The organism is Gordonia sp. AC31, from assembly GCF_031844505.1.
Classification (GTDB): domain Bacteria; phylum Actinomycetota; class Actinomycetes; order Mycobacteriales; family Mycobacteriaceae; genus Gordonia; species Gordonia hongkongensis.
In genome coordinates this window covers 142185-157300 of record NZ_JAUZVK010000011.1, presented here as the reverse complement: position 1 = coordinate 157300, position 15116 = coordinate 142185, and the positions used below count along the sequence as shown (strand labels likewise).

The 15116-nt window shown below is 67.2% G+C and carries 15 protein-coding genes; 6 read left to right on the top strand and 9 right to left on the bottom strand.

The features are described 5' to 3' along the window. Position 1: 1 nt before the first annotated feature. The 9 genes from Q9R39_RS15015 to Q9R39_RS14975 all read right to left on the bottom strand — a co-directional run bounded on the left by Q9R39_RS15015 (position 2) and on the right by Q9R39_RS14975 (position 12155). Complete coding sequence (locus Q9R39_RS15015) at positions 2–1402, bottom strand: O-antigen ligase family protein (RefSeq protein ID WP_269553466.1); 1401 nt, start codon at positions 1400–1402, stop codon at positions 2–4. Between the two features lie 138 nt (positions 1403–1540). Further along, entirely contained in the window at positions 1541–2152 is a 612-nt protein-coding gene (locus Q9R39_RS15010; protein ID WP_058251985.1) for a DUF4262 domain-containing protein, read from the bottom strand. An 85-nt stretch (positions 2153–2237) separates the two neighbouring features. Further along, the gene (locus Q9R39_RS15005; RefSeq protein ID WP_078113085.1) at positions 2238–3446 is read right to left on the bottom strand and encodes a NarK/NasA family nitrate transporter; all 1209 of its coding nucleotides are present in this window, start codon (positions 3444–3446) and stop codon (positions 2238–2240) included. Further along, on the bottom strand, positions 3443–4192 hold the full coding sequence (narI, locus tag Q9R39_RS15000) for a respiratory nitrate reductase subunit gamma (protein ID WP_058251983.1): 750 nt from the start codon (positions 4190–4192) through the stop codon (positions 3443–3445). The genes Q9R39_RS15005 and narI overlap by 4 nt, the downstream gene beginning before the upstream one ends. 8 nt (positions 4193–4200) lie before the next feature. Further along, positions 4201–4878 (bottom strand): nitrate reductase molybdenum cofactor assembly chaperone, encoded by a 678-nt coding sequence (narJ, locus tag Q9R39_RS14995; RefSeq protein WP_311277704.1) that lies wholly within the window; start codon positions 4876–4878, stop codon positions 4201–4203. Next, positions 4875–6560, bottom strand: coding sequence for a nitrate reductase subunit beta (gene narH / locus Q9R39_RS14990; protein WP_311277703.1), 1686 nt, complete (start codon positions 6558–6560; stop codon positions 4875–4877). Before narH ends, narJ begins: the two co-directional genes overlap by 4 nt. Then, entirely contained in the window at positions 6560–10303 is a 3744-nt protein-coding gene (locus Q9R39_RS14985) for a nitrate reductase subunit alpha (protein ID WP_311277702.1), read from the bottom strand. The genes narH and Q9R39_RS14985 overlap by 1 nt, the downstream gene beginning before the upstream one ends. A gap of 124 nt (positions 10304–10427) precedes the next feature. After that, positions 10428–10769 carry a LuxR family transcriptional regulator gene (locus tag Q9R39_RS14980; protein ID WP_082652937.1) on the bottom strand — a complete coding sequence of 114 codons (342 nt, stop codon included), beginning with the start codon at positions 10767–10769 and terminating at the stop codon, positions 10428–10430. 285 nt (positions 10770–11054) lie between these two features. Continuing rightward, complete coding sequence (locus tag Q9R39_RS14975) at positions 11055–12155, bottom strand: PQQ-dependent sugar dehydrogenase (RefSeq protein ID WP_311277701.1); 1101 nt, start codon at positions 12153–12155, stop codon at positions 11055–11057. A gap of 272 nt (positions 12156–12427) precedes the next feature. Between Q9R39_RS14975 and rpsH the strand changes: the two genes are divergently transcribed. Genes rpsH through rplO form a run of 6 tightly spaced genes read left to right on the top strand, consistent with a single transcriptional unit; the run spans position 12428 to position 15105 of the window. Continuing rightward, positions 12428–12826 (top strand): 30S ribosomal protein S8, encoded by a 399-nt coding sequence (gene rpsH / locus Q9R39_RS14970; RefSeq protein WP_004023571.1) that lies wholly within the window; start codon positions 12428–12430, stop codon positions 12824–12826. 15 nt (positions 12827–12841) lie between these two features. Then, positions 12842–13378, top strand: coding sequence for a 50S ribosomal protein L6 (rplF, locus tag Q9R39_RS14965; RefSeq protein ID WP_058251979.1), 537 nt, complete (start codon positions 12842–12844; stop codon positions 13376–13378). Between the two features lie 3 nt (positions 13379–13381). Beyond that, on the top strand, positions 13382–13786 hold the full coding sequence (rplR, locus tag Q9R39_RS14960) for a 50S ribosomal protein L18 (protein WP_058251978.1): 405 nt from the start codon (positions 13382–13384) through the stop codon (positions 13784–13786). 46 nt (positions 13787–13832) lie between these two features. Then, on the top strand, positions 13833–14480 hold the full coding sequence (rpsE, locus tag Q9R39_RS14955) for a 30S ribosomal protein S5 (RefSeq protein ID WP_058251977.1): 648 nt from the start codon (positions 13833–13835) through the stop codon (positions 14478–14480). Positions 14481–14482: 2 nt separating this feature from the next. After that, positions 14483–14668 (top strand): 50S ribosomal protein L30, encoded by a 186-nt coding sequence (rpmD, locus tag Q9R39_RS14950; protein ID WP_058251976.1) that lies wholly within the window; start codon positions 14483–14485, stop codon positions 14666–14668. Beyond that, positions 14665–15105, top strand: coding sequence for a 50S ribosomal protein L15 (rplO, locus tag Q9R39_RS14945; protein WP_004023566.1), 441 nt, complete (start codon positions 14665–14667; stop codon positions 15103–15105). The genes rpmD and rplO overlap by 4 nt, the downstream gene beginning before the upstream one ends. Positions 15106–15116 lie beyond the last annotated feature (11 nt).

The following is a 15116-nucleotide window of genomic DNA, read 5'->3' as shown; positions in this document are numbered from 1 at the left end:
CTCAGGAGTTCGCGGATGTAGGTCTGGACGCCGCTTCCTCCGGGACGAAGTGCAAGCGCACCGTACGTGATTCGTGCTGTGCCGTCGCGCATCCAGCAGCTCCCAACAGTAACCAGAAGTAGAAGTCGAGCGGGAAGATCTCGAAGTAGGTGGCGACCAGGCAGGCCACCATCGCCGCGACCATCGACGCACTGACACCCAGGACGAGGGCTCCATCCGGGTCGGGCATCCGGCGCGAGTACTGCACGCACCAGATGATCGCGGTCACGATCAGGGCCAGGAACAACCACAACCCGATCGGCCCGAGTTCGATGAGCAGCTTCACGTAGTAGTTGTCCGGCTGGTAGTTCTTCGACAACTGCTGCACGGTACCGCCGGCGCCGGCGGTGATCGTCCGCGTCGTGTCGCCCTGGGCCGCCGACATCGCGTCGGCCGCCGATCCGCTCGACGCCAGGCCGGTCCCGAGCGGGTGCACCCAGATGCTCGCGAAGATCTCACCCCACCCGGAGCCGCGCTGACTCAGGCTGCTCGACGAGAAGAACACCTTGGTGATGTTCGACGGCAGGAACGGCAGCGAGATGACGGCGACGACCCCGACTGCGAGCAGCGGGGCGATGAGGCGGCGGAAGCGAAGGGCCGCAAGCCAGATCACACCGACGATGAGGCCGAGGATCGCCGCCCGCACCACCGACGTGGCCATCGTGATCGCCATGACCGGCCAGCAGACGAGGAACAACCGGTTGCGCCGGCGGGCGGTGTCCGACAGCGCCACTGCTCCGCCGACGAGCAGGGCCAGCATGACGAAGAGTCCGAAACCGAAGGGCTGATTGAACGTGCTGAACGTCCGGAACAGCGGACCGCTCGTCCGCACCTGCTCGCCGAAGGTGTAGCCGAGTTCGACCAGCCGCGCCGGACCCAGGAGCTGCTGGCCGATGCCCACGAGGGCGGTGAGCACCCCGAGCGCCATGATGATCGAGACCAGTCGGTCGCGGTCGAGCGCGTCGAACGGCGTCAGCCAGAGCGCGAGGACCACGAAGAGGTAGAAGAAGGTGACCTTGACGCCGTACAGCCCGATGGGGCCGTAGACGTAGAGCGCCGACACGACCCCGAACGCGACCAGCACGGCCGCGGCCGGCCACCACGGCAGCTGCAACGGCGGGTCCGTCCGGTCGGCGGGCCGGACCCGGCGATTGGCCGCGCAGATCAGCGTCAGCGCGAGGACGCCCTCCTTCCACGCCGAGGCGACGCCGGGCAACGGGGCGATGTCGAGGAGACCGTCGAGGGGGGTGAGCGCGGCCAAGACCAGGAGACCGCATTGCGGACGCCGGTAGATGACGGCGACGAAGGCGACCGCGAGGACGAGGGCGACGAGTGCAGCGACCACGACCGGGAGGTGCGCCACGTCGACCTGCCTTTCCACCTGCCCCCGTGGTCTGTTCGAGCCCCCAGACCAACCATGGTGGCATCTCCGGGCTCCGTTTGTCCGGGGCAACACGGACACATGTCGCCCCGGACACGCCGGGAGGCCGCCGGCCGCAGGTCAGTGACCCGAGATGCGACGTGCCCGTCGCGGGCGGGTTCGGTCGGGCCCGGATTCGGTTGTGAGAAGGCGTGGTTGCGGGCGCGGGGGATCCAGGAGTTGCGGCATCCCCTTCACCGGCTGGTGCATCGGGAGCAGGGTGTAGCCGTCTTCCCACGGAAGGTGGCCGTGGTCGTCGGGCCATACCACCTGCAGTTTCGGGTGGTCGGGGAACAACAGGTTCGCCAGGAGCAGCTCGTCGTGGTCGAGTTGCTCGATGAGTCGGACGGTCACGGCGACCGTCTGCAACGGGATGTCGGACTGCGCGGCGACGAGATCACGCCAGTCCTCCTGGTGGAGCAGGGCGCCCAGTTCGTTCAGCACGTGCGTCGCGGTCAGGGGATCGACGCCGTAGATCGAGAGCTCCGGGATCGAGTGCAGCGAGAGTCCGGAGGTGTAGGAGAACCCGCACTCGGTTCGAGCACCTGCGGGCGGTGCGTCGAACTCGGCGTCCGCCTCGCCGACCGAGGTCACCTGCCAGCCGCAGCGCCGGATGGTCTCGATGGTGGAACGGATGAGCGGATTGGGATGCCACCGGGGCAGACCTCGGATCGCGGCAGCGTGGTCTGACATGGATCGCTCCTTTGTTCGACGGGTGCGAACATCAGAACACGAGGCCCCGACAATTCTCCCGACGCCGCAGCCGGGGAGGCGGGCGTCAGGTGTTCGCCGTGCGTCGGATGCCGAACACGGTGAACAGGGCCGCGCACGTGGCGAAGACGACCAGCAGCGCGAGCCCGATCGTGTAGCTGTGGGTGGTCGCGTCGTAGGTGGCCCCCATGACCATGGGCGGGAAGAAGCCGCCGAGCCCGCCGAGGGCACCCACGATCCCGGTGACCGAACCGACCCGCTCGGCGGGCGCGGCCTGCGCGACCCAGCTGAAGACCGACCCCGAACCGAGTCCCATGCAGACCGCCATCAGGACGAAGTCGAGACCGGCGGGTATCTCGAGGGGCGGCTTGGTGATCATCCACACGGCGAGCACGGCGGCACCGCCACAGGAGATCACGGTGATGATGCGCGGTCCGAAGCGATCGGACAGGACACCGCCGACGGGCCGGGCGATGACGGCCGCGATCGCGAAACCGGCGGTGCGCGTGCCGGCCGCCTGGAGGTCGAAGTCGTAGACGTCCTTGAGGTAGGTCGGCAGGTAGGTGCTGAAGGCGACGAAGCCGCCGAACGCCGCAGCGTAGAGAAAACCGAGCTGCCAGGTGATCGGCAGTTTGGCCGCACCGATCAGTTTGGGGACCACCGAGTCGTGGGACGCGGCCCACCTGGGTGAGTCGCGCATGAACAACCAACAGACCACGGCGACCACCGCGAGCGCGACGGCGATGATGATGTGCGTCGCGATGTATCCGAACCACGACACGAACCGCGGGGTGAAGAAGGCCGACAACGCCGTCCCGCCCATCCCGGCTCCGAAGACGCCGGTCGCGAACCCGCGCCGGGACTTGTCGTACCAGGCGTTCACGAAGGGGATGCCCACGGCGAACGTCGTCCCGCCGACGCCGAGGAAGAAGCCGGCGACGAGCAGCAACGCGTAGCTGTCGAAATGTCCGGCGGCGGCGACCAGCAGGACGAACGGAATGGTGGCGACCAGCAGAACGGTGAACATGAGGCGGCCGCCGAAGCGGTCGGTCAGTGCGCCGGTCAGGATTCGCCCGAGCGAGCCGACCAGGATCGGGATGGCGACGAGGATCGACTTCTGGGTGGCGCTCAGGTCGAGTTGGTCGGTGTAGACGACCCCGAGCGGACCGATGAGGTTCCAGGCCCAGAAGCTGATCGTGAACGCGAGTGTCGCGAGAGCTAGGTTCGTGGTCTGCGCACGCGAGCTGATGGCGGGCGTCGTGGTGTCGGTGCTCATCGATCACGATCCTTCACTCCGACGGGCGCCCACCCCGGCCGATGGGGCTGGTTACCCGGCGCGACACGTCGGTCGCGGCTTCGGTACACGATGTAGGGACGGAAGAGGTAGTGCACCGGCGCGGTGAAGATGTGCACCAGCCGGGTGAAGGGGACCATCGCGAAGAGGAGCATCCCGATCAGGATGTGCACGTGGAAACGCAAGGGCGCCGCCGCCATCGCCGTGACGTCCGGTTGCAACACGAACAGTGAACGGAACCAGGGCGAGACGGTCTCGCGGTAGTTCACGCCGGGCGCGTGCGGGTCGAGCGTGCCGATCAGCGTGATGTAGGTGCCTGCCACCAGCGCCGTGACCAGCACCAGGTACATCGCCTTGTCGTTACGCGTGGTGGCCATGAACACCGGGCCGACGGTCCGCCTGCGGTACACCAGCATCGCGACCCCGACGAGGGTGGCGACGGCCGCCAGGATCCCGAAACCCCCGGCACCCCAGTGGTACAGCGTCTCCGAGACGCCGATGGCCTCCGTCCACGACTCCGGGATCAGCAATCCGATCGCGTGGCCGATGATCACCACGAGCACGCCGTAGTGGAAGAGCGGCGACGCTATCCGCAGGAGGCGGGACTCGTAGAGCTCCGATGACCGCGTCGTCCACCCGAACTTGTCGTAGCGATAGCGCCAGATGGTTCCACCGATGAGCAGTCCTAGCGTCGCGTAGGGCACCACGCCCCACAGGAAGATGTCCACGGGTCACCTCACGCTCGGGTCGGGTTGATCGGCAGCAGGCGGGGGTCGAAGGGTTCCAGGCCCACGGTCTCCGTCGGTGCGGGTGCGCACATCGCCATCGCCATCGCCATCGCCGTGGCCCGGTCGGGTGGGGAGGGACTGGGCAGGGTGGCGCACACCGCCGCCACCGCCCCGGCGTACGGCGACTCCGCGCCGAGCAGGGCGAACCGGATCAATTCCAGTGCTGCACGGTGCTTCTCGAGCAGCTCGACGCCGCGGCACGGATCGGCCCGCGCGCTGAACTCGAGAACGATCGGCAGATGGTCGGGCAGTTCACCGCGCAGGTCCACGAGAAATCCACTGTCGCGGTAGGCCTGCTTGAACTCGCCCAGCGACGCGCCCCGACGCCGGGTGTCGCCGTCGGACCAGTACGACAGGTAGAGCGTGTGCCGTTTCGAGAGATCGAAGAGCTCGATGTACTCGCGGCGCAGCGCTGCCGGATCGCCGTTGGCGAGGTGATCGGTGATCTGCCGCAGCAGGTGTGGGGTCTGTGGGTCATCCATCTCGGCGAGGGCGGCCCGCATCAGATCGACGCGGCCGAGGACCTCGTCGTCGGGATAGCTCAGGCACCAGGACGCGATCAACCGTATGACGGTGCCCTCGTCGGTCGCCCGCGAGCGACGTGCGAACAACCGTGGTCCCCTCATCGTGCTTCCTCGTCGGGAGTCGATCCGGGTACGCGTTCGGGGAACAGGCCCGGCGGGGCCCCGTTGCCGTCCCAGTTGAGCAGGTTGGTCCGGCCCGCCATCGTGTGCTCGCCGGCCGCCGTGTCAGTGGTCTGACGCTGACGCAGCGCATGGAACGTCTCCACCGACACCGGCGCGGGACGACCGCTGGCCTCGCCGAACGGCGACGAGTCGAACATGCCGGGCCCGTCGTCGTAGTCGAGCGAACACCCCATCTCGTCCAGTTTCTCGGCCTGTTCGAGATGAGCCGTGGGGATCACGTATCGCTCTTCATATTTCGCGATCGCCATCAGGCGGTACATCTCGTACACCTCTTCCTCGGTCATCCCCACCGCGGCCGGTATTCCGGCGTCGGGTTCACGGCCCAGGGTCACGTCGCGCATGTACGAGCGCATGGCGGCCAAGCGGCGCAACACCGTGTCGATGACGACCGTGTCACCGGCGGTGAACAATTCGGCCAGGTACTCCACCGGAATCCGAAGGGCCTCGATCGCGCCGAACAGCGTTCCCGCGCCCTCGGCGTCGTGACCCTGCTCGGCGAGCAGGTCGACGATCGGCGACAGCGGTGGGACGTACCAGACCATCGGCATCGTGCGGTATTCCGGGTGCAGCGGGAGCGCGACACGGTACTTCTTCGCCAGCGCGTAGACCGGCGATCGGCGCGCGGCCTCGAGCCAGTCGTCCGGGATGCCGTCGCGTCGAGCGGCGGCGATCACCGCCGGATCCTCGGGGTCGAGCATCAGATCGAGTTGCGCCTCATACAGATCGCGATCATCGGGGACCGAGGCGGCCGCAGTCACGGCGTCGGCGTCGTAGAGGAAGATGCCCAGGTAGCGAAGCCGGCCGACGCACGTCTCGGAACACACCGTCGGCTGCCCGACCTCGATGCGCGGGTAACACAGCGTGCATTTCTCGGCCTTGCCGGATTTGTGGTTGAAGTAGATCTTCTTGTACGGGCAGCCCGTGATGCACTGCCGCCAGCCGCGGCAGCGGTCCTGGTCGACGAGCACGATGCCGTCCTCGCTGCGTTTGTAGATCGCACCGGAGGGGCACGACGCCATGCATGACGGATTGAGGCAGTGTTCGCAGATCCGCGGCAGATAGAACATGAAGGTCTGCTCGAAGCCGAACTTCACCGCGTCCTCGGACTCGCGCCGGAGCTTTTCGACGATGGGGTCGCGCTCGGCGAGTTCCGGTGCACCGCCGAGGTTGTCGTCCCAGTTCGCCGACCAGGTGACCTCGGTGTCCTTGCCGGTGAGCAGGGACTTGGGACGGGCGACCGGGAAATCGTCGCCGAGCGGGGCGTCGATGAGGGTCTGGTAGTCGTAGGTCCAGGGTTCGTAATAGTCCTCGATGGTCGGCTGGACCGGACTCGCGAACAGGGTCAACAGCTTCCGCACGCGGCCGCCGGCGCGCAGGCGCAGCCTGCCGTTGCGGTTGAGGACCCAGCCGCCCTGCCAGGTCTCCTGGTCGTCGTACCGTCGCGGATACCCCTGTCCGGGACGGGTTTCGACGTTGTTGAACCACACGTACTCGGTGCCGGACCGATTGGTCCACGCCTGCTTGCAGGTCACCGAGCAGGTGTGGCACCCGATGCACTTGTCGAGGTTCATCACCATCCCGACCTGGGCCATGACCCGCATCAGTACGTCACCTCCTGGCTGCGTTTGCGGATGGTCGAGACCATGTCGCGTTGATTGCCGGTCGGTCCGAGATAGTTGAAGGCGTAGGACAACTGGGCGTAACCGCCGATGAGGTGGGTCGGTTTCACCAGCAGCCGCGTCGGCGAGTTGTGGATGCCGCCCCGGCGGCCCGTCGCCTCCGACTTCGGGACGTCGATCGTGCGTTCCTGGGCGTGGTGGACGTAGCAGACCCCGGCCGGCATGCGATGGCTGACGATTGCACGGCACACGAAAACGCCGTTGGCGTTGGTGCATTCGATCCAGTCGTTGTCGGCGACGTCGATCGAGGCGGCGTCCTGGGGACTCAGCCAGGCGATCGGCCCGCCGCGGGAAAGCGACAACATGAATAGGTTGTCCTGATACTCGGAATGGATCGACCACTTGGAATGCGGCGTCAGGTACCGCACCGTGATCTCCCGCGACCCGTCGGCGCCGAGCTTCGGTTCGCCGAACAGGCGGTGCATGTCCAGCGGCGGCCGGTAGATCGGGAGCGACTCGCCCATGTCGATCATCCAGTCGTGGTCCAGATAGAAGTGCATCCGTCCGGTGAGCGTGTGAAACGGCTTGAGCCGCTCGATGTTCACCGTGAACGGTGCGTACCGGCGGCCGCCGGTCTCCGATCCGGACCACTCCGGCGACGTGATCACCGGCACGGGTGCCTTCTGGGTGTCGGCGAAGCGGATGCGCTTCTCCTCCGAACCGCGCGCGAGGTCGTCGAGGCGGAAACCGACGCGTTGCTGGAGTTGTTCGAAGCCGGCAACTGCGAGTTCGCCGTTCGTGGTCCCCGACAACGTCAGGATCGCCTCGGCGAGTTTCTCGTCGGTGTCGATGGCCGGTCGTCCGTCGCCGGCGCCGCCGAGCATCACGCCGTTGGATTCGGCGAGTTTACGCGTCTGCTCCGCCAGCGGGTAGGTCACATTCTTGACGGTGAAGCCGAGGGTGTCCGCGAGCGGTCCGATGGACGCCAGCTTGTCCGCGATCGCGGTGTAATCCCGTTCCACCACCGTGAAGTTCGGCATGTTCCGGCCTGGCTGTCCGACAACGCCGTCGTGTCGCCAGTCCAGAACCCGGCCGTGCGGTTGTGCAACCTCACCCGGGGTGTCGTGCTGCAGGGGGACGCTGACGAGATCGCGCCGTGTACCGAGGTGGGTGCGTGCCAGGTCCGACAGCTTGCGTGCGAGCCGGTGGAACAGGTCGAAGTCGGACTTCGCCTCCCACGGCGGGTCGATCGCCGGCGTGAACGCGTGCACGAACGGGTGCATGTCCGTCGAGGACAGGTCGTGCTTCTCGTACCAGGTCGCAGCAGGCAGGACGATGTCCGACAGCAGCGTGGTCGAGGTCATCCGGAAATCCGCCGACAGCAGCAGATCGAGCTTCCCCTCCGGAATGTCGTCGTGCCAACGGATCTCGGCAGGCCTCGGGGTCTCGGGTTTCTCGGCGCCGAGCACGTTGTGGTGGGTGCCGAGCAGGGTCCGGAGGAAGTACTCGTTGCCCTTCGCCGAGGAACCGAGCAGGTTGGATCGCCACAGCACGAGGGTCCGGGGCCAGTTCTCCGGCGCGTCGATGTCGGTGATCGCGGGTGTCAGTTCGCCGTTCTGCAGACGCTCGGCGACGTAGGACGCCGGATCGGCGGCGTCACCGCGATCCACGGCGGCGGTCGCCTCGTCGGCGACGTCGAGAGGGTTGGTGGAGAACTGGGGATAGAAGGGCATCCAGCCGAGCCGCGCCGACTGGGCGATGGCGTCGGCGGTGTGCTCGTGGTCCATCGTGCCGCGCGACAGCGGAGAGGCGAGTGAGGATGTCGAGTATCCGTCGTTGCGCCATTGCCCGGTGTGCATGTACCAGTACGAGGTCCCGGTCATCGTCCGCGGCGGGCGCGTCCAGTCCAGCGCGTTCGCCAGCGAGATCCAGCCCGTGATCGGACGACACTTCTCCTGCCCGACGTAGTGCGCCCAACCGCCGCCGTTGCGGCCCATGCATCCGGTGAGGATGAGCAGGGACAGGATCGCCCGATAGGTCGCGTCACCGTGAAACCACTGGCAGATCCCGGCGCCCATGATGATCATCGAGCGGCCGCCGGATTCTTCGGCGTTGGCGGCGAATTCGCGCGCGACGCGAATCGCCGCCGCGGCCGGCACGCCGGTGATCTCGGCCTGCCACGCCGGTGTGTACGGCGCCGATGCGTCGTCGTAGCCGGTGGGCCACTCGCCGGGGAGCCCGTCCCGGGTGACGCCGTACTGCGCGAGCATCAGATCGAAGACGGTCGTGACGAGCCGTCCCCCGATCCGCCGCGCGGGGACACCTCGGCGGACCACGGCTCCGCTGCCGTCGGGGGCGTCGAAGACCGGGAACGCGACTTCGACGAATTCGGCCGCATCGCTCATGAGTGACAGCGCGGGTTGCGCGCCGTCGAGATCGAGATTCCATCGCCCCGCACCGGAGTCGGCGTACCGGAACCCCATCGAGCCGTTGGGCACCACCGGCTCATCGCGTGCCTCGTCCCAGCACACCGTCTTCCAGACGTCCTCGGAGGCAACATGTTCCGCGCCGGGCAACTCGTCGGCGGTCACGAACTTCCCGGGGACGAGTTTTCCGGGGACGTCGGTGCCGGTCGAGTCACCGTCCGGCCCGCCCGGTTCCTCGTCCAAGTGGATCAGGAACGGCAGGTCGGTGTAGCGGCGCACGTAGTCGTCGAAGAACCCGGTCGAGCGCCGGACGAAGAACTCGGTGAGGATGACGTGTCCCATCGCCATCGCGAGCGCCCCGTCGGTGCCGGCCTGCGCGGGCAGCCATTCGTCGGCGAACTTGGTGTTGTCGGCATAGTCGGGGCTGACCGAGACCACCTTGGTGCCGCGGTAGCGCACCTCGGCCATCCAGTGCGCGTCCGGGGTCCGCGTCACCGGGACGTTGGAACCCCACATCATCAGGTACGTCGCGTCCCACCAGTCCCCGGACTCCGGGACGTCGGTCTGGTCGCCGAACACCTGGGGACTGGCCACCGGCAGATCGGCATACCAGTCGTAGAACGAGGTCATCACCCCGCCGATCAGCTGGATGAACCGGGTGCCGACGCAGTGGCTGACCATCGACATGGCCGGGATCGGGGAGAAACCCGCGCACCGGTCCGGGCCGTGGGCCTTGATCGTGTGGACGTGCGCTGCCGCGGCCATCTCGACGGCCTCGTCCCAGGAGACGCGAACGAGCCCGCCCTTGCCCCGTGCGCGCTGGTAGGAGCGTCGGCGCAGCGGGTCTCCGACGACGTCGGCCCACGCCAGCACGGGATCGCCCAGCCGGCGCTTCGCCTCGCGGAACATCTCCACCAGCACGCCCCGGGCGTACGGGTGTCGGACCCGGGTGGGGGAGTAGGTGTACCAGGAGAAGGCCGCGCCCCGCGGGCATCCGCGGGGTTCGTACTCGGGCCGGTCCGGGCCCACCGAGGGGTAGTCGGTCTCCTGGGTCTCCCAGGTGATGATCCCGTCTTTGACGTAGACCTTCCACGAGCAGGAGCCCGTGCAGTTCACGCCGTGTGTCGAGCGCACGATCTTGTCGTGGCTCCATCGATCCCGGTAGAAGACGTCGCCCGCCCGACCGCCGTCCCGGAAGACGACACGACGATCGTCGGTCTCGTCCCATCGGGTGAAGAACCTGCCGATGTCCAACAGTGCGGTGGCTGCAGAACCCTGTACATCTTCTGACCGGGCCATGAGCGACACCATACGGAGGGTCGGCAATTGTTTCTTCCCGAATCGCAAAGTCGATCAGATATGCCGAAAACGTTTGTGGGAAATACACCCGTCGGTCATTCGGGAAACAATTTGGTCGCTTAGGTCAACGCGTGGCAACCGTCAACAGGATCGCCGAGTCCTCTTGTGCGGTCAGGCCGTGACGCGTCGACGGAATGGTCACCAGGTCGCCGGTGGCGCCCTCCCACCGGCCGGCCGGGTCGCCGTCCGCCGAGGTCAGGACGACATGCCCGCGCAGGACCTGCAGCGTGGCCTCGGTGGGACTGTCGTGATCCGACAGTGCCGCGCCCGCGACCAGTGCGATCACCGTTTGTCGAAGATGGCGAGAAGAGTTGCCGTGCAACGTATGAGAGGCCCGTCGGCTCGACGCTTCGCGGGCCGAGGACAGGAGCTCGTCGACGAGCTCGGGAAGATGAGTCGAGTCCACGTGTTCCACCATGACATCGCGGCGCGGCGACGAGGTGATGTTCGGCGGATCGAGGCCAGTTCGTTGTTCCGCTGTCGACCGACGCGGTGATCCTGCCGCCTGGAATAGGCCACACAATCGTTGCGAAAACACCCGGTGATGACGGGCTCGCACCCATGAGAGTCCGGCGATGAGACGATTTCGGAAAATGGTTCCGCGAAATGATTCGAGAATCGAACTGTCGATTCCGTACAGAACCGATCGGCGCCCGTCGGATGGCTTCTGGTCCGCGCGCCGGAACTGTGGTCAGCCGAGCCGCATCCGGAGCAGACGATCGTCCCCGTCGGCCGGCCGGCCGCGTCCGTCGGTGTTGCTCGTGCCGAACCACAGTGAGCCGTCGGGCGCGGCGGCCACGACGCGCAGCCGGCCGAACTCGTCGGCGTACCTGCTCACCGGCTCGCCGGCGGCCGACCCCGTGAGCGGTATCTCCCACAGCCGCCGGCCGCGGAGCGCGGCCATGTAGGCGCGGTCGCCGATGATCGCCAGCCCGGCCGGGGACGCCTCCTGCGTGGTCCAGGTGGCGGCCGGCGCGACGAACCGCGGATCATCGGAATCGCCTTCGACCTCCGGCCACCCGTAGTTGCCACCCGGTCGGATCAGATTGAGCTCGTCACGACGGTTCTGTCCGAACTCACTGGCCCACAGCCGGCCTGCGCCGTCGAAGGCCAGGCCCTCGACGTTGCGGTGCCCGTACGAGTGGACCTCGTTGCCGAACGGGTTGCCCGGCCACGGGCGGCCATCCCGGTCCACCCGCAGGATCTTGCCGTTCAACGCGGTGACGTCCTGGGCGACCTCGGGTACGGCGGCATCGCCGACCGCGACGAACAGGCTTCCGTCCGAACCGAAGGCGAGGGCGCCGCCGTGATGGTTGTAGGCCGCGTCGAGTCCGGTGATCAGCGGTCGGGGACGGGTGAGCCGGTCGCCGTCGAAGTCCAGGCGCACCAGTCGGTTGTCGGTGGCGGTCGTGTAGTAGACGAACACCGCGCTCTCGTCGCCCGGCGCCACCGCGATGCCCTGCAACCCGCCTTCGCCGCGCGGAGCGGCGTCAGCGAACTCGCCGACGGTCCGGACCTCGCCCCCAGGGGACACCCGCACGACCGTGGCGTCGTCACGCTGGGTGACGAGGGCATCGCCGTCACCGAGGAAGGCCAGCGCCCACGGCACGTTCAGCCCGGATGCGACGGTCTCGACCGACGCGGCGTCCACTGACGTGCCCGTCGGACCCGAGCCGGATCGATCCCGCGTCGGCGGATCGTCGGTGGCGCACCCGGTCACCAGCGACGTACCGGTGATGCCGAGCAGCCCGGCCCCGAGCAGGCCCGTTTTGAGGAGTTTGCGTCGATCCATACCCTCGATGGTGCCTGATGGTCGCCACTGCCGACCGGTGCCGATTTGGGTCTACGCTGCGGATTCCCTACACTAGACCGGTTGCCTGTGCACCTCAGGTGTCCGGGACACAACTGAATAGTCTCCGGTGCCGGCGAAAAGCCAAGGGCATCGGCGGCGAGAACCTTCAGAAACAACTATCCACTTCGTGGAAGGCCCACCGCAGGTCACCGGGATTTTTCCGGCCACCGGCGCTGTATGGGAACCGCTACGAGAAAGGTTGACGGTCACCCATGACCATGACTGACCCGATCGCAGACTTCTTGACGCGTCTGCGTAACGCCAACTCGGCGTACCACGACGAGGTGACACTGCCCTCGTCGAAGATCAAGGTGAACATCGCCGAGATCCTCAAGCGCGAGGGCTACATCACCGACTACCGCACCGAAGACGCGGAGGTCGGGAAGAACCTCGTCGTCTCCCTGAAGTACGGCCCGAGTCGCGAGCGCTCCATCGCCGGTCTGCGCCGCGTCTCCAAGCCCGGCCTCCGGGTCTATGCAAAGTCCACCAACCTGCCCAAGGTTCTGGGCGGCCTCGGCGTGGCCATCATCTCCACGTCGTCGGGCCTGCTCACCGATCGCCAGGCAGCCAACCAGGGCGTGGGCGGCGAAGTCCTCGCCTACGTCTGGTAGGGGAGGTAACAACACATGTCGCGTATCGGAAAGAACCCCATCGAGATCCCCGCGGGCGTGGACGTCACCATCGACGGCCAGAACGTCACCGTGAAGGGCCCCAAGGGTGAGCTCTCGCTCACCGTCTCCGAGCCCATCTCGGTCGCCAAGGAGGACAACTCCATCGTCGTGACCCGCCCCAACGACGAGCGTCGCAGCCGCGCGCTGCACGGCCTGAGCCGTTCGCTCGTGAACAACCTCGTCGTGGGCGTCACGCAGGGCTACACCAAGAAGATGGAGATCTTCGGTGTCGGTTACCGCGTGCAGGCCAAGGGCAGCGACCTCGAGTTCGCGCTCGGTTACAGCCATCCCGTGCCGATCGAGGCCCCGGCGGGCATCACGTTCGCCGTGGAGTCCCCGACGAAGTTCTCGGTCTCGGGTATCGACAAGCAGCAAGTCGGCGAGATCTCGGCGGTCATCCGCCGCCTGCGTCGTCCGGACCCCTACAAGGGCAAGGGCATTCGCTACGAGGGTGAGCAGATCCGTCGCAAGGTCGGAAAGACGGGTAAGTAAGCCATGAGTGATTCAGCTACCAAGACAGTGCGCAAGCCGATCGGCAAGGACGTCTCGACGCGTCGTCGCAAGGCGACCGGCAACCGTCACTTCCGCCTCCGCAAGAAGGTCAGCGGAACCCCGGCCCGTCCGCGTCTCGCGGTCAAGCGCAGCTCGCGCCACATCCACGTCCAGTTGATCGACGACCTGGCCGGCAAGACGCTGGCCGCGGCATCGACGATCGAGGCCGATGTGCGTGCGGCCGGCGGCGACAAGTCCGCGCAGGCCCGCAAGGTCGGCGAGCTCATCGCCGCCCGCGCCAAGGCTGCCGGCGTCGACGCCGTCGTGTTCGACCGTGGCGGCAAGGACTACCACGGCCGGATCGCCGCGCTCGCCGACGCCGCCCGCGAGGGAGGCCTGAGCTTCTGATGACCATCTCGAACAGCTACACCCACATGACCGGAGGGAACCTCTGATGCCCGGACGTCAGCGTGACGGCGGAAACGGACCCGCCGGTAACGACAACAACCAGAACAACCAGGGCGGCGGCAACGACCGTCGCGGCGGTGGCCGCGGCGACCGTCGCGATCGTGGCGGCCGCGACCAGGACCGCAACCAGCTCGAGCGCGTGGTGACCATCAACCGCGTCTCGAAGGTGGTCAAGGGTGGACGTCGTTTCTCGTTCACCGCTCTCGTGGTCGTCGGCGACGGCCAGGGCATGGTCGGCGTCGGCTACGGCAAGGCCAAGGAAGTCCCGGCCGCGATCCAGAAGGGTGTCGAGGAAGCTCGCAAGAACTTCTTCCGCGTGCCCCTGATCGCCGGCACCGTGACCCACCCGGTCCAGGGTGAGGCCGCCGCCGGTGTCGTCATGCTCCGCCCGGCCAGCCCCGGTACCGGTGTGATCGCCGGTGGCGCGGTGCGTGCCGTGCTCGAGTGCGCGGGCGTCCACGACGTCCTCGCCAAGAGCCTCGGCTCGGACAACGCCATCAACGTCGTGCACGCCACCGTCGCGGCACTCAAGATGCTGCAGCGTCCCGAAGAGGTCGCGGCCCGCCGCGGTCTGCCGATCGAGGATGTCGCTCCGGCCGGTATGCTCCGCGCTCGCGCAGGACAGGGGGTCTGATCATGGCTCAGCTGAAGATCACTCAGGTCAAGGGCACCATCGGTACCAAGAGCAACCAGCGTGACAGCCTGCGGACCCTCGGACTCAAGGGCATCCGCCAGACCGTCACCCGCGAGGACACGCCGATCAACCGCGGCCTCATCAACGCGGTTCGTCACCTCGTGACAGTCGAAGAGGTTCAAGCATGACCATCAAACTCCATCACCTTCGCCCCGCTCCGGGGTCGAAGACCGACAAGACCCGCGTGGGTCGCGGTGAGGGGTCCAAGGGTAAGACCGCCGGTCGCGGCACCAAGGGCACCAAGGCACGCAAGAACGTGCCCGCCGGCTTCGAGGGTGGCCAGATGCCGATCCACATGCGGCTGCCGAAGCTCAAGGGCTTCACCAACCGCAACCGGATCGAGTACCAGGTCGTCAACGTCGGCGACATCGCCCGCCTGTTCCCGCAGGGCGGCACCATCGGCGTCGACGAGCTCGTCGCGGCCGGGGCCGTTCGCAAGAACAAGCTGGTGAAGGTTCTCGGCGACGGTGACCTGTCGGTCAAGGTCGACATCACCGCCGACAAGTTCACCGCCTCCGCCAAGGAGAAGATCGCCGCTGCCGGTGGCAGCGTCACCGAACTCTGACGGACACACAC